16 protein-coding genes are annotated in these 14,641 nt (G+C 36.3%); 3 read left to right on the forward strand and 13 right to left on the reverse strand.

The window, feature by feature from the left end; genetic code table 11:
* Positions 1 to 17: 17 nt before the first annotated feature.
* On the forward strand, positions 18 to 833 hold the full coding sequence (locus EL165_RS18845; RefSeq protein WP_228370568.1) for a carboxypeptidase-like regulatory domain-containing protein: 816 nt from the start codon (positions 18 to 20) through the stop codon (positions 831 to 833).
* Between the two features lie 77 nt (positions 834 to 910).
* Complete coding sequence (locus EL165_RS18850) at positions 911 to 1,645, forward strand: SIMPL domain-containing protein (protein ID WP_002981828.1); 735 nt, start codon at positions 911 to 913, stop codon at positions 1,643 to 1,645.
* A gap of 59 nt (positions 1,646 to 1,704) precedes the next feature.
* Here the strand turns inward: EL165_RS18850 and EL165_RS18855 are convergent, their stop codons facing one another.
* From EL165_RS18855 to EL165_RS18875, 5 genes are all read right to left on the reverse strand, one after another.
* The gene (locus tag EL165_RS18855; RefSeq protein ID WP_002981827.1) at positions 1,705 to 2,217 is read right to left on the reverse strand and encodes a GNAT family N-acetyltransferase; all 513 of its coding nucleotides are present in this window, start codon (positions 2,215 to 2,217) and stop codon (positions 1,705 to 1,707) included.
* 3 nt (positions 2,218 to 2,220) lie between these two features.
* Entirely contained in the window at positions 2,221 to 2,442 is a 222-nt protein-coding gene (locus EL165_RS18860; protein WP_002981826.1) for a PspC family transcriptional regulator, read from the reverse strand.
* Positions 2,443 to 2,533: 91 nt separating this feature from the next.
* Positions 2,534 to 3,790: a DUF2851 family protein gene (locus EL165_RS18865; RefSeq protein ID WP_002981825.1), complete on the reverse strand. Its 1,257-nt coding sequence runs from the start codon at positions 3,788 to 3,790 to the stop codon at positions 2,534 to 2,536.
* A 27-nt stretch (positions 3,791 to 3,817) separates the two neighbouring features.
* A complete protein-coding gene (gene bshA, locus EL165_RS18870; protein ID WP_002981824.1) occupies positions 3,818 to 4,966 on the reverse strand; it encodes an N-acetyl-alpha-D-glucosaminyl L-malate synthase BshA in 1,149 nt (382 codons plus the stop codon).
* A gap of 25 nt (positions 4,967 to 4,991) precedes the next feature.
* Positions 4,992 to 6,695 (reverse strand): glycoside hydrolase family 3 protein, encoded by a 1,704-nt coding sequence (locus EL165_RS18875; RefSeq protein WP_002981823.1) that lies wholly within the window; start codon positions 6,693 to 6,695, stop codon positions 4,992 to 4,994.
* Positions 6,696 to 6,810: 115 nt separating this feature from the next.
* Between EL165_RS18875 and EL165_RS18880 the strand changes: the two genes are divergently transcribed.
* Positions 6,811 to 7,359: a hypothetical protein gene (locus tag EL165_RS18880; protein WP_002981822.1), complete on the forward strand. Its 549-nt coding sequence runs from the start codon at positions 6,811 to 6,813 to the stop codon at positions 7,357 to 7,359.
* 221 nt (positions 7,360 to 7,580) lie between these two features.
* On the opposite strand, the gene ribA is transcribed toward EL165_RS18880, so the two are convergent.
* The 8 genes from ribA to EL165_RS18920 all read right to left on the reverse strand — a co-directional run bounded on the left by ribA (position 7,581) and on the right by EL165_RS18920 (position 14,636).
* On the reverse strand, positions 7,581 to 8,177 hold the full coding sequence (gene ribA, locus EL165_RS18885; protein WP_002981821.1) for a GTP cyclohydrolase II: 597 nt from the start codon (positions 8,175 to 8,177) through the stop codon (positions 7,581 to 7,583).
* Positions 8,178 to 8,195: 18 nt separating this feature from the next.
* Entirely contained in the window at positions 8,196 to 8,654 is a 459-nt protein-coding gene (locus EL165_RS18890; protein WP_002981820.1) for a hypothetical protein, read from the reverse strand.
* The gene (locus tag EL165_RS18895) at positions 8,651 to 9,265 is read right to left on the reverse strand and encodes a DUF4254 domain-containing protein (protein WP_002981819.1); all 615 of its coding nucleotides are present in this window, start codon (positions 9,263 to 9,265) and stop codon (positions 8,651 to 8,653) included. The genes EL165_RS18890 and EL165_RS18895 overlap by 4 nt, the downstream gene beginning before the upstream one ends.
* A gap of 15 nt (positions 9,266 to 9,280) precedes the next feature.
* Entirely contained in the window at positions 9,281 to 9,493 is a 213-nt protein-coding gene (locus EL165_RS18900; protein ID WP_002981818.1) for a Sec-independent protein translocase subunit TatA/TatB, read from the reverse strand.
* A 31-nt stretch (positions 9,494 to 9,524) separates the two neighbouring features.
* Positions 9,525 to 11,087 carry a peptidoglycan DD-metalloendopeptidase family protein gene (locus EL165_RS18905; RefSeq protein ID WP_002981817.1) on the reverse strand — a complete coding sequence of 521 codons (1,563 nt, stop codon included), beginning with the start codon at positions 11,085 to 11,087 and terminating at the stop codon, positions 9,525 to 9,527.
* Complete coding sequence (lolB1, locus tag EL165_RS18910; protein ID WP_002981816.1) at positions 11,084 to 11,935, reverse strand: lipoprotein insertase outer membrane protein LolB1; 852 nt, start codon at positions 11,933 to 11,935, stop codon at positions 11,084 to 11,086. The genes EL165_RS18905 and lolB1 overlap by 4 nt, the downstream gene beginning before the upstream one ends.
* A gap of 103 nt (positions 11,936 to 12,038) precedes the next feature.
* Positions 12,039 to 13,055, reverse strand: a complete 1,017-nt coding sequence (locus EL165_RS18915) for a sugar phosphate nucleotidyltransferase (protein ID WP_002981815.1) — start codon at positions 13,053 to 13,055, stop codon at positions 12,039 to 12,041.
* Positions 13,056 to 13,208: 153 nt separating this feature from the next.
* The gene (locus tag EL165_RS18920) at positions 13,209 to 14,636 is read right to left on the reverse strand and encodes an oligosaccharide flippase family protein (protein ID WP_002981814.1); all 1,428 of its coding nucleotides are present in this window, start codon (positions 14,634 to 14,636) and stop codon (positions 13,209 to 13,211) included.
* Positions 14,637 to 14,641 lie beyond the last annotated feature (5 nt).

Below are 14,641 nucleotides of genomic sequence, written 5' to 3' on the forward strand. Positions count from 1 at the left end.
CTTATTAAAACTAAAAGTTGAGTTATAGTACTGAAAATATGGACGTATTTGGAAGGCGGAAAATTTTTCTTTTCCTGATGCTTCTGTGCAGTATTTTTATTTTTTCCCAACAGACCGTGACGGGGCGGATAGTGGATGATAACGGAGAAAATCTGAGTAAAGTAATTGTTATTAACATGTCTACCGATAAAAAAGTATATTCTGATACAGAAGGTATATTCTCTATTGATGCCAATCCTAATGATGAATTAAGATTTGTAAAGGAAGATTTCAACAGAACTTCAAGAAGGGTTCTTACCAACGGAAGCAATTTACCATTGTTTATCACTCTTTATCAGATTCCGAAAGATGTGGGAGAAGTAAAGATTGTTAAAAAACTCACTGGAGACCTGGAAGTGGATTCCCGCATTGTAGCAAAAGCAGATAAAGGAGAACAGGTAAGAGATGCTGTGGGGCTTCCGCAGCCGGTTGGGAAAATGAGGGAAAAACCAGCTGAGGTAAAAAGCGTTCTTCTGCCGATACTTTTAGGAAACCTTAATGTTCAGGGAGTATATGACCTGATCAGTGGTAAAGCAAGGAGACAGAAAAGACAGTACAGGTATGATGATCTTCAGGAGCATATTGCCTGGGTAAGGGACAGAATAAGTGATGACTATTTTATCAAAGCAGGAATTCCTGGCGACAGGATTTCAGAGTTTATTCAGTTTTCATTTTTAGCAAAACCACAGGTACGGACCTATGTAAAAGCAAGAAATCTTTCCGGCGTAATGCTGAGGCTGGAAGAAACGGTACCTCTTTTTCTGGAAAGACTGAAGCAGAATCAAAGCAAATAGAAATGTTAATAAAATCTTAAACTATTGGAATGGAAATTGATGCAGTCATACTGTAACCAACTCAATTCACAAGTTTTATGAATAAAAACATTCTTGCCGTAGCTATTGCAGCGCTTGGTTTTGTTATTGGCCTCGGCTTTTTAGGAAATGCCATTAAGAACAGGAATAAATCCGAGAACACCATTTCCGTAACGGGTTTAGGAACGAAACAATTTACTTCAGATCTGATTACCTGGTCCGGGAGTTTCTCCAAGAATAATGTAGATCTGAAATCTGCTTATGATGAACTGGCAACAGATAGAAAGGTAATCAATGATTATCTGCTTTCCAAAGGGATACAGCAAAAAGAAATCGTATTTTCTTCCGTAGATATTCAAAAACAGTTCAGAAGCTATAATGATTCAAACGGAAATTATGTGCAGGGAGAATTCTCCGGCTATAACCTTACCCAAAAAGTTTCTATTGAAAGTAAGGAAGTAGGTAAAATAGAAAACCTATCCAGAAATATTACCGAAATCATCAACCGTGGCATTGAATTCACGTCTTCTTCTCCTGCTTATTTCTATACTAAACTGGCAACTGTAAAACAGGAAATGATTGCCAGCGCAACTAAGGATGCAAAAGAACGTGCTGAAAAAATCGCAGAAAATTCAGGAAGCAGCCTGGGAAATCTGAAGAAAGCAACCATGGGAGTGATCCAGATTACAGCACCTAACTCTAACGAGGATTATTCTTACGGAGGAACTTTCAATACTTCGTCCAAAGAAAAAGAAGCCAGTATTACAATAAAGCTTGAGTACGAAGTAAATTAACAAGCCTATCAAAGATATTATAAAAAAACGCCGGAAAAACAATTCCGGCGTTTTATATTTTAAGCATAAATAATTTTATGAATTTCATTTTTAGCTTCCTCTATATTTTCAGGAGTGTAGTTGGCAAGCAGCCATAAGTTCAGAGATTTTTTTCCTTCACCATAACTAGGCTGTACATGAGTGGTATCTATCAGACTGAAATTATTTCTCTGATAAAAAGAATATCGTCTTGAGGCATCTTCACTCAACTCTGCAGGTTCAATTTCCAGGATAATGCTTGGATAGTTTTCTGATAAATGATTCATAATATGAGAACCCAGCTTTTTACTTCTGAATGCTTCAAATACTTCAAAATGTTCCACAAAAGCAAAAGAACTCAATTCCCAAAGGATGAGGTATCCAATAGCTTCCGACTCATGAATAACAGACATGAATTTTACATAGGGATTTGAAAACAAGCCCATAAACTGATCTTTATCTCTTTGCTCATCTACAGGAAAAGTGGCTATGTAAGAAGCATAGATTTCCTGAACTCTTGGGTCTTCAGCAGAAGTAATCGGTAAAAATTCCATAATTTATAAATCAAAGACACTAGGCCTTCTGGTGATGAAAATGTCTTTAATCCAAAGGGTAAATGCCAATCCCAGATAAATCAGAAAGAAAAAACCGGCGGTAGCAAAAGTAGAGTAGATGAAGAAAACTCTCAGTTTAGAAACAGGAATTCCCAGCTTGGCACCCATTCTTGTCAGTACACCAAACCATTCTCTTTCCATTTTATGACGGATATTACTCAGCATTTTCAGATTGTATTTAAAAGTTTAATCCAATACTGCAAGGTAAGAATTTTTTTTGACAAAGATTTTAATTGACAAACCTGTCCGGATAAGATTATTCCTTTAAAAGTTTAAATCCTATGCCGCAGGCCAGACAGTTTTTGAATTCACAACAGGTCTTGTGATGGTAAATCAGACTTTGGCTTTCCAAAGCATTGGTCACATTTAATCCAAGCTTTTTCCAACCTGTAATAATTATGTTTTTCTCCGCAGAAATAGTTCTGTACAATTCAATGATTTCATCTGCAGTTTCCTCATGATGATATTTATAGTAAGTATACTTTAAAGGAAGTACAGTGTTCAGAATAAGAAGATCAACAAAATCTTTACTCAATGTTTTAGGCTGCACTTTGGAAATATTTCCGAAATTGAAATGAAAGTCCCAGTATTCTGAAGCTTTTACAGATTTGAAAACAGCATATAGCTGATCTGCATTCTTAGCTTCCATAATCTTTGAAAATAAATTCTGATGTTTATACAGGTCTGCTAATTGTGACAATCGGATGGTGGGGAAATTGGGAGGTCTTAACCTTAAAAATTTCGGATGAAATTTTAAATCAGGAATAGAAAATTTGGCTTTAATGAAATTAAACTCTCTTTTCCATATTTTCATCTGACCATCCTGAGGATCATCAAGCCACCCGGAAACTCCGAATAACAGGGCTTCAAGCTGAAGCGGGTTCTGACGGATTTTATTAATAATGCTGTAATCGATACTTTCTGCCATTTGCCGGAAAATATGAGCGTTTACCTTTAACCCAAATGAATAGGCAAAGCTGTGGAATAAGACAGCCTCAAAATTATTTTTGTATTGATCTAAGCTTTGCTCAAGCTGAGAGGATTTCTCATCCAGCTTTTGCAGAATATTCTCTTCATGAAAGTTGACCGGGATTTTTTTCGGATCAAAGATTTTTTCACAGGGAATAAATTCGTCTCCGTTGATAAGCTTTTCATACTTCCAAAGGATATTTTCATCAATATAATTTTTAAGTTCCAAAGTGGGAATATGCTTTCCGGTATGTTCATGAATTTCCATGTCATGCTGAAAGACAACATGAAGAATGATATTCTGATAATTGGGATCCTGTGAATGATTGTGAAAAATCCAGTCTGAGGAACGGACATGCAGTTCTGTATTTCCTGCGAGAAGTAATCCGTTGATCCTGATTGTGGTATCAAGAAAATCAGGGCCGGCATTTTTATTCCATTTACCGGAATGGATGATCTCAACGGAATTTCCTTCAATATCCTTGAAGTCAAAATTTTTGAAAACCTTATAGTTCCAAAGATATTGAAGTAATTTTTCCGTCATAAGTGTGACGTAAATATAATAGAAATATTATACTTTCGTCAGCTCCTTATTAAAATTTTCTATGGTTGTTCTATACATTTTCTCATAGATAGGAAGAATGTTTTTCAAATCGAATTTTATTGCCTGATCTTTCGCATTTTGCTTCATTTTGGCTAAAAGTTCATCATTGCTCAACAGTTTGATAGTGTAATTACTCATCGCTTCCACATTTCCGATTTCAGCAAGATATCCCGTTTCTCCCTGAATGTTTACCTCAGGAATTCCTCCAGCGTTAGAGCTGATGACCGGAGTATAAGCTGCCATGGCTTCCAGCGCTGCAAGACCAAAGCTTTCCTGCTCGGAAGGAAGTAAAAATACGTCTGAAAGCTGTAAGATTTTATAAAGATCATTAACTTTTCCTAAAAGACGGATTTTGGAAATAAGATCCGGGTTTTCTTCCAGGAACTGATTGACCTTTTCCATATCAGGACCTTCACCAATAATGATCAGTTTGGATTTTACCTTTTTCTCCACATTTTTAAAAATCTGAAGTACTTCATCCACACGCTTTACAGGACGAAGGTTAGATACATGAATCAGGATCTTTTCATCAGGATTGGCAAACTGTGTTCTCTGGCACTCAGTGCAGTCATCAAATTCAGAATTGTCGATAAAATTGGTAATCACCTGAATTTCTTTTTTGATATTGAAAAACTGAAGGGTATCTTTTTTCAGGCTTTCAGAAACTGAGGTAATCGCATCAGACTGATTGATCGAAAATTCTACAGCATGCTTATAACTTGGATGCTGGCCTACAAGGGTAATATCCGTACCATGTAAGGTCGTTACCAAAGGAACATCATTATTGTCTTCCTTAAGCATTTGTTTTGCGGTAAATGCTGCATATGCGTAAGGAATAGCATAATGTGCGTGCAGAAGATCCAGTTTATAAAGATTGACAACCCTGTAGATCATCGAACTCAGTGCAATATCATAAGGCTGATACTGGAAAAGCGGATAAGTCTGAACATTTACCCTGTGAAAGAAAATATTCGGGTTGGTGATGTCTAATCTTGCAGGAAGTGCAGAACTGATGAAATGTACTTCATATCCTTTATTGGCAAGTGACATTCCTAATTCTGTTGCTACAATTCCGCTTCCTCCGTATGTCGGATAGCAAAGTATGCCTATTTTCATTAGATTATTGTTGTTTGATATTGTATTATTTGGTGTTTGCAGAGGTTACTGCATTAAGCTCTATGCCCATTCCCGGTTTTAATTGGTCGTTAACCAGTACCGGAAGTTTTCCCCATATTTTTGTTTTCCCATTTAAAGCATCAGCAGTGGCATTCATAGAATCGTCATTGTTTTCATAAGAGACAAGAACTGTTGAAACTTTGGAAATATCAATATCCTTCAATGCATAAGCGCTTCCGAAAACATTCAGAATTACATTTTGATTCTGAGTAAGATCAGAAAGTATTTTTTTAGATTCTGAAGAAATTTTATAAGGCTTATAAGCTGTTGAATTATCTTTATGTAAACCTACGATTACTGTAGAACCTGCCGGAATAGTAGTAATTTCTCCGGCTTTTTTAATGATCACATTATTCCCTAGTCTGTTGGCAAAAGTCTGGTAAGGTGCTTCTTCCAGAGGAACGTAATATATTTGCTTTCCGGTAAGAGGCAGCAGTTTCTTTTCATCCTTTAATAAAGTCAAAGCATTGGAATAAAGATTCTGTACCAATTCGGTATGAGAATTATTATTAAGATCTGTATTGATGTTTTCAGGATTTTTAGGAGTATATTGAGTCAGACCAAGGAAATACTTGGTCAGTAAGATCTTTTTCACACTTTCCTCTACTCTGGATTGAGGGATCTCACCCTTATCTATAGCTTTCTGAATTAGTTTTTTACCTTCAGAAACCCCTTGTGAGAAAAGCATAATATCATTTCCTGCTTTAAAGGCCATAGCATCCAGTTCACCTGGTTTATATTTGTTGGCTACAGCACCCATATTTAATGCATCTGTAATGATTAAGCCTTTGAAGCCCAGTTTGTCCTTAAGTAAACCGGTAATGATATTCTTGGAAACAGAAGCGGGAATCCCTTTTCCTGATTCTAAATTCGGAACGTATAAATGAGCAACCATTACACCGCCAATTCCTTTGTCCATCAGAGCTTTGAATGGTGCCAGCTCTACTGTATTAAGTCTGTCAATATTATGAGAAACTACAGGAAGATCAAGATGAGAATCTGTGCTGGTATCCCCATGACCCGGGAAATGTTTGATAGCGGCTAATATATTGTTATCCTGAAGACCGTTAGAGTAGGATAGAGCAGAGCTGATTACATTGCTCACTTCAGATCCGAAACTTCTGTTACCGATAATCGGGTTATCAGGGTTGGTATTCACATCTACTACAGGAGCAAAATCCCAGTTGATTCCCATCCTGTGGCAATCTTCAGCAATTTTTGCTGCCATCTGGTAGACAAGGTTTTTATCCTGAATGGCACCTAACGTCATTGCCCATGGAAATTTGTGAGCTGTTGCAATTCTCTGATACAATCCCCATTCTGCATCCATACCGATCATGAGAGGAACTTTAGATTTTTGCTGAAATTCATTCACCAGATTGATTTCCCTTGCAGCATCATCCTGCATTAAAATCAGACCGCCTATTTTATCATTTGTAACAATATTTCTTACCTGGCTGATATAGTCTTCTCCTTTATTGGTATACAGTGCAACAATAAAAAGCTGTCCTAGTTTTTCATCCTGAGAAAGATTTTTGTAAGTTTTATCAACCCATTGCTGAGCCTTTTTCAAATCTTCTTTGGATGCATTTTTAGGCTGGTACTGCGCCTTAACTTTAGGGCTTATCAATGCAACAATAAAGAGTGAAGTATATATTAATTTCTTCATGACTTTTTGAATAAGAACAAAAATACAATTAAAAAAATGATGAAAACAAAGTTTTTGAAATTTTTGGTATATGATTTGAATACGCAATATAAATAATAACTAAACTTTAATAGAAATGAAAAAAATACTTCTCTTCTTATTCCTGGGCGCTGTAGGTTTTACAGCTTATAGCTGTGATAATAGTGATGATACTGTAGTACAGGGAACAGATTATGATACAATAAGCCAGTCATTTGATATATCTCCTACTTTTACAAAAGTCAGTGACAATCTTTACAGATGGAGCGATAGTTTTAAGAGCCCACTAGTACAATCCGATATGGTGCTTGTTTATATGCAGGTAGACACTAATGGAGGTTCTCCTGTCTGGAGGCTTTTACCATTTACTTATTATGTAGGTAATGCAAATAATGATGCTGTGGATTATATTAATGATTTCAGTAAAACGGGTGTTACTATCAATATTAACTCTACTTCTACATTTAGTTTAACAGCTAATCCATCTTACTATCAGAACAAAAATTTCAGAGTTCTGATTCTTCCTGCAAACAGTACAGGAACAGGTGGTGCAAAAATGGCTAAAGGTGCTCCTGTAGATTATAACGATTATAAGAGCGTAATCAAATATTACAATATTGACGAGTCTAAAATCAAGACTAAATAATTTAGAAATATCTTTTCAGTTTTTTATAATTAAAAAAGTCCCGGGAGAAATATCTTCCGGGGCTTTTGATTTATAAGAAATTAAAACAAATCAAGTCCTTAACAAGTAATGGAGAATTTGTGAAGTTTCTTTGGACGAATGAACTTCGGCGATATTATTAAATATAGATGTTCAACTATTAAATAAAAAAGCTTCAGAAATATTCTGAAGCTTTATTCTATTTAGTTATCATTGTCATCCAGAAGATGTCCAAAGAAGTCTTTTTTTGTCTGCAGGTATCCTTTGCTTATTTCATTCGCAGGAATCTGTAGTGGTACTCTCGAATTAAGGTGAATATTGCTGTCTACAACATATTTTACCTTTTCAGGATTATTGGTCAAAAGATTGATATCTTTTACATCCAACAGATTAAGAATTTCAATGGCTACTCCAAAGTTTCTGTCGTCTGCAGGAAGACCAAGCTGAAGATTGGCCTGTACGGTATCCAATCCTTTTTCCTGTAGTGAGTAAGCTTTCAGCTTGTTGATAATCCCGATGTTTCTTCCTTCCTGACGAAGGTAGATGATAATTCCACCGTTTTCATGGATATATTTCATTGCAGCATCCAGTTGCTGGCCGCATTCACATTTTTTTGAATGGAAAACTTCCCCGGTAATACATTCTGAGTGGAAACGAACATTGACAGGCTTTGAGAAATCTGTGTTTTCCGCAATAATGGCCATATGAGGCATCCAGTCATTTTCGTTTTCGGAGAAAGCTATCATTCGGAAAGTACCGTGCTCTGTAGGAACATTGGCTTCCGCCTGAATTTTAATCATTGATAGTTCAATTAGTTTTTAACTTCCTGGCAAAGTATCTTCAATAACAGAAACATTTGTTTTTAAACGAACAAGATATCTGTTAAGAACTTCATCTTCATCTCTGTCAAGATTCTGCCTTAGCTTCTGTATTTTTTTGTATGATTTTTCGAAGCTTTTCAGGGCTCTGCTCTTTCCTGCAGAATTGCTGGCATCAATAGCATATAAATAATTCTGAAGACTGTATTTCATGCTGGTAATCTCATCATTTAATCCGTTGTTTTTAAACTTGGGAAAAGTTGAGATCATATTTGAAATTTCAGAAGCATTTACATTCTGCTTTATATTGATATTGAAATTCTTCTTTGAGCCTCTGTCGGAATCTGAACCTTTGGCATCGCTATAAAAATTACTTGACAACGGAGAAAGATTAAGTTTTTCCGTTGCACAGGAAGATGTTAATATGATAAGTACTCCAAAGAAAAATAGTCGTTTCATTTTTGTTGCCCTTTTTGATAAAGGATTGGGTTAAGACTTTCATCGTTGTACATTTTCATTTGTTTGTACACTTTCATCTTAACGTTACCGTTTTCAATATCAGCAAGCAACTGATCTATAGAAGTTGATAAATCTTCTTTCTGAGTAAGCAGAACATCCAGTTTAGCCTGGCAGTTGTTTCTGTGTTCTTCAGAAGCGGATTCTCTGTTAGCTTCTAACGACATATGATAAACCTTTAGTGCAAGAATGGAGAGTCTGTCTACTGCCCAAGCGGGAGTTTCCGTATTTATTTTTGCTTCCGGTTTAGGAGTTATATTTTCAAACTTATTAAGGAACCAGCCATCAATATATTCTACCAGATCAGTTCTTTTCTGATTGGAGGCATCTATCGTTCTCTTGAGTTGAAGAGCTTCAGCCGGATCAATATTTTCATCTCTAATTATATCTTCCAAATGCCATTGAACGGTATCAATCCAGTTCTTTGCATACAAAATCCGTTCCAAACTATCTTTTTCGAACGGGTTATTAATTAGAGTGTTAACGTCATCAGACACGTGATAGTCTTCAATAGCTTGATTGAAGACTTTCCATGCAGTCTCAGTAAATTTCATTAATTCTAAGGAATTTTAGTTGCTTGAAGAATTGTTATTGTTGGAAGCCGATTTATTCTCAGAACCTGGTTTGTCTTCTTCTTTTACTGCATCTTTAAATTCCTTGATTCCTGAACCTACTCCTCTCATTAATTCCGGAATTTTCTTTCCTCCGAAAAGCAATACCAAAATGATTGCAACGATAAGGATATGCTGCCAAGATAAGGCAAGTATTGTTAATGTATTCATCTCTTAAAATTTCTACAAAGGTACACTTTTTTTAATATGAAATCCAACCTAACGGATCAACTGGTGTACTTCCGTTCCATACTTGGAAATCAAGGGTATAGGCGCCATCAAAATCCTGAGCTATTGTTCCTACAGGAGTTCCTGAGGAAACCTGCTGTCCTTTGGAAACACTTACATTTCCTAAGTTGGAATAAATGGTAAAATAGCTTCCGTGTTTGATAATGACAGTCTTTGTTCCGTCATTGTTTGCCAGTACCGAAGATACTGATCCCGGGAACACTGATTTTGCACGTGTACCTGATGGGACGGAAATTTTAATCCCGTTATTTTCTTCAGTAATATTTTTGAAAACCGGGTGCGGCTGTCTTCCGAAACGGTGGGTGATTTGTCCGGCTCTGTCTGCAGGATAACCAAGTCTCCCTCTGTTGTCTGCAAAACTGCTTCCCGTTGCAGTAGAAACTCCGTAGCTTGTCATCGCTTTTGTTTCAGCTGCCTTTTTCTCGTCTTCTTTTCTCTTGGTAAGTGCTGCTTCTGCTGCTCTTGCTGCTGCCAGTTTATCTGCAGCTTCTTTGGCTTTTGCATTAGCTTCATCCGAAGCTTTTTTAGCAGCTACTCTTCTTGCTTCATCTCTTGCATTAGCTTCTGCTTTCGCGGCCTCTTCATTACGTTTTCTTTCTTCTTCTGCTCTTTTTGCGGCAAGATCTGCAGCTCTTTTGGCTTCTGCTTCTGCAAGTCTTCTTTCTCTTTCCAGGGCTTCTGCTCTTGCTTTAGCCTCTGCTTCAATTCTTGCTTTCTCTCTTTCAGCAGCTAATTTTGCCAAACGTATTTTTTCGGCTTCTGCTTTCTTTCTGGCTTCTTCTTCAGCCTTTGCGATTCTGATCTCTTCAGCAATAATAGCCCTGATCTGTCCTTCTAATGCTTTAGACTGAACCTGTTTTTGCTTAAGTTCTGCAGTCAGTTTGGATTCATTTTTCTTGAATTCTGCGACTAACTGTTCTTTTTGAGCTCTTTCAGCATTAATGGTTGCCAGCTCTTTCTGCTGGTTGATCAAAAGGGTCTCTTTTGCTTTTATAGAATTTTGTTTTTGTGCGATGGTTTTTTTGATGAGATTAGCTGCGTTGGTGATTTCAGCAGCTTTTTTATCCTGATAATCTGAATACTGTTTCAGATACTGTACTCTTCGTATAGCTTCTCCAAGATTTTTAGCAGAAAGGATAAACGTTACTTTATTCTGTACTCCTTTGTTTTTGTAAGCATTCACTAAAACCTCAGCATAGTTTTTTCTTAAAACAGCCAGCTCTTTATTCTGACGGTTGATTTCCAGCTGACGTAAATAAATGTCGTCCTCAATGAATCTTTTTTCTTTCTGGGTATTATTATAAACCTTTTCTCTTAAAACCAGTTTTTGATTAACACTGGAAAGATAGGCGATAGAAAGTTTAGATTCACTTCTGGTTTTGGCTAAATCGTTATTTATCTGGGCAATTTGTTTTTTAAGTTCGGCATTCTGCTTCTGCAGTTGTTCTTTGTTCTGCTGTCCATGGTGAAGTCCAAACATCAAAACACCTATTAAAAAGCTAAATTTTTTAATCATTTAATCTCAATTTTCTTATAACTGGATGGTACAGAATAAGGTGTTTCCATCCTCGAAAAGTCAAATTTCGTATTTTCCAGTAAAATCTGACTAGATTTTGAGCCTTTTATAATTATTTTAACATTTTTCGGAAGGCGGATTCCTGCGTATTCATTCCAGTCACTGTAAGAAACATCCAGCTCATCTGAAGAGAGAATATCTTTTAAGTTGACATTCAGCAAATCATAGTTGGTATCATATTGGAGAGCTACTTTATACTCTCTGTTTTTTTCATCCGTTACAATTTTCTGATTGGTATTGGAAACCATTTTAAAACCCTGTGCATTTTGGGTAAGGTCAAACTGTCTGTCATTGATTTTTACAAAAGTTCTTCCCAGTAAAATTTTTTCCAGTGATTTGTAATCAATGAAGTTAACATTCAGTAAATTATTAAGATAATCAAAATCCGAATCTATATAGGTTTTATTGATTTTATCCTGTCCTTTTATTCCCTCTGGAGTTGCAATACCTCTTGCAGCATTGATGAACAAAGCTCTGAGATTCATCCACACCTTTTTATCATTTTCAATATAGATAGTTGCATCCAGCGTAGGAACATAGCTTCCTGTTTCTACTCTTACTTTACTGTCTATTTTAATTTGTTCAAATTTTGGCGGGATCAGTACATGTTCATAAAAAGTGAGCTTGTCTCTCACTGGTTCATTGGCATCCTTTGGATTTCCATAATCTTTATCTTTTGTAGCGTTAATACTGTCCTGTGTATGATTTGTATCATTTTGAGCAGCATTACGGGTCTTACAGGATGATAAGGCTAGAAGTAACAAAAGTAAAGGGATCCAGTTTTTCATGTATTTATCTTTAATTAAAAATACGTTGCAATATTAACGCCAAACCACACAAAATGTTTTGTGTGGCCTGATCATAGATTGTTTAAGTTAAATATTTTCTTTCCTATTTAGATAAAAAATCTAAAACGGAATAATCACCTAATGAAATTTCTCTGGCAACTCCGAAATACTGTGCAGAATTACCGATCATAGAGTTGGACAGGTTTCCATGATTGATTCTTGTATTTTCCTGAATCAGCGAGTTTTCAATATTGGAATTGACAACAGTAGTATTGTTTCCTAAAGAAACGCCAGGTCCCACTTTTGAATTGGAAATTTTTACATTTTCTCCAATAAAGCAAGGCTGAATGATCAAAGAATTTTCAATCACAGCAGAAGCAGGATAATGAGTCATTGCTTCTCTTTCATATTCAAGGATTTTGCTGTTGGTCTCTACCGTAGCATTTTTGTTACCGCAATCCATCCAGTCGTTTACTTTTCCTAGAGTAAACTTAGCGCCTTTGGATCTAAGGTTCTCAAGTGCTGTAGTCAATTGATATTCACCACCGTTTTTAATATCATTATCCATGATATAATTGATCTCATCCATCAGTTTTTCTGCACTGTTGAAATAATAGATACCGATGATGGCAAGATCTGAAACAAAAGTCTGAGGCTTTTCAACAAAGTCGGTAATGAAACCGTAATTATCCAGTTTTACTACTCCGAAAGCAGATGGATCTTCAACACTTTTCACCCAGATTACACCGTCAGAATTTTTGTCCAGCTGGAAATCTGCACGGAAAAGAGTATCTGCAAAAGCAATAACGACATCTCCCTGCATAGACTGCTCAGCACATTTAATAGCGTGAGCGGTTCCCAGAGGATCGTTCTGATAATAAATACTCCCCTTTGCTCCCAGCTTTTCAGCAATCTGAATAAGGGATCTTTCGATCTCAGGACCAAAATCTCCGATGATAAAAGCTACCTCTTCAATATTTTCTCCTGCAACTTTAGCAATATCTTCCACCAATCTCTGTACGATGGGTTTTCCTGCAATAGGAATAAGGGGTTTTGGAACTGTCAGTGTATGTGGACGTAATCTGGAACCACGTCCAGCCATAGGGACAATAATTTTCATAAATTATATGTATAAAAGATGTTTTATTAGTTGTTATTTATATTAAGGCTAAAGATAATAATTAAAACATTTGATGTGGTATAATTTATATCTTTTTAAATATTTGTTTAAATTAACAATAGGTTTGTTTACAAGCAAAATAAAGACCAAAGTTTAATTCTTTCTGATTCTTGATAAAATCAGGTTTTTCTCAGAATAAATCAAAATTCCGGTGAAGATCAGAAACAGCAGATTACTTGTCAGAAGATTATAGTTGAGATACTTTACAATGATAAAGCTAAAAACTCCGAGCAGTATCAGAAAGAAAGACATTTTCTTCATTCTGTAAGGAATAGGATAGTACTTCTGTCCCAGCAGATAAGAAACAATCATCATAATCACATACGCTCCAAATGTTGCCCATGCAGAGCCAATCATACTGTGATAGTAATTCAGCGCTACCAGATTGAGAACGATATTAATTCCTGCTCCAAGCCATGAAATAACCGTTCCCATACTGGTTCTGTCCGTTACTTTATACCAGGTTGAAAAGTTATAGTATATTCCGAAGCAAAGGTTGGCAATAACGATAATCGGGATGATGTCTATAGCAATCCAATAGGATTTATTAGGAATAAAAACGGCTTTCAGCCAGGATATATTGGCAATAATCCCTAAAGCAACAGCACATGCAAAAAAGGCAAAGTATTCAGCTACGTTGGCATAAGTCTTTTTAGCATCACCTTTATCCATTTGCTTAAAAAAGAAAGGTTCAATACCCATTCGGTAAGCGGTAACAAATAATGTCATCAGTACGGCCAGTTTATAGCAGCCTCCGTAAGCGCCGGCTTCTTCATCTGAAATATGATTCCTCTGGATAGACTTGTCAAAGTTTTCATTTACCATGAAGGCAAGACCTGCCAGCATAAGAGGGAAGGAGTATTTGATCATGCGCCCGAATAGAGAAGTCACAAACTGGAACCTTACCTTTAATATAATAGGGAACAATAATAAAAAACCAAGTGCACTTCCTGCGAGATTACTGAAGAAAGGATAATCTACATTTTGATCCAGTCCTATACTTTTTGATATATTTTCCGGGATCCAGAAAAATAATGCGGCGGTAAAAACGGCCTGAAATGTAGACTGAACAATTCTTACTGCAGAGTATTTGATAGGTTTATTATGAAAACGCAGCCACGCAAAAGGGATGACCAGTAAATTGTCAAAAAAGGCAATCAGCGCAAACCATCTGATGTATTCAGGATTGTCATGGTATCCTGCATAATCTGCAATGGGCTGGTTGAATAAATAACACAATGCCAGAAAAATAGTGGAAGTTGAAAATAAAAACCAGAACGAGGTATTGAAAGTCTTTTTTTCGTTATCCTCTTCCGCTGAAAACCTGAAATACGCTGTTTCAAAACCAAAAGAAAGGATAATGTTAACAAATGAGATCCATGCATACAGCTGCGTAAAAATCGCAAAACCTTCATTGGGAATCTTATAGATCAAAAGCGGATTAAGGATGAACAGGATAATCCTTGGCGCTATTGCTCCCACTCCGTAGATGATTGTCTGTCCTAATAGTTTCTTATACAAAGTCG

This window comes from Chryseobacterium gleum, from assembly GCF_900636535.1.
GTDB lineage: Bacteria > Bacteroidota > Bacteroidia > Flavobacteriales > Weeksellaceae > Chryseobacterium > Chryseobacterium gleum.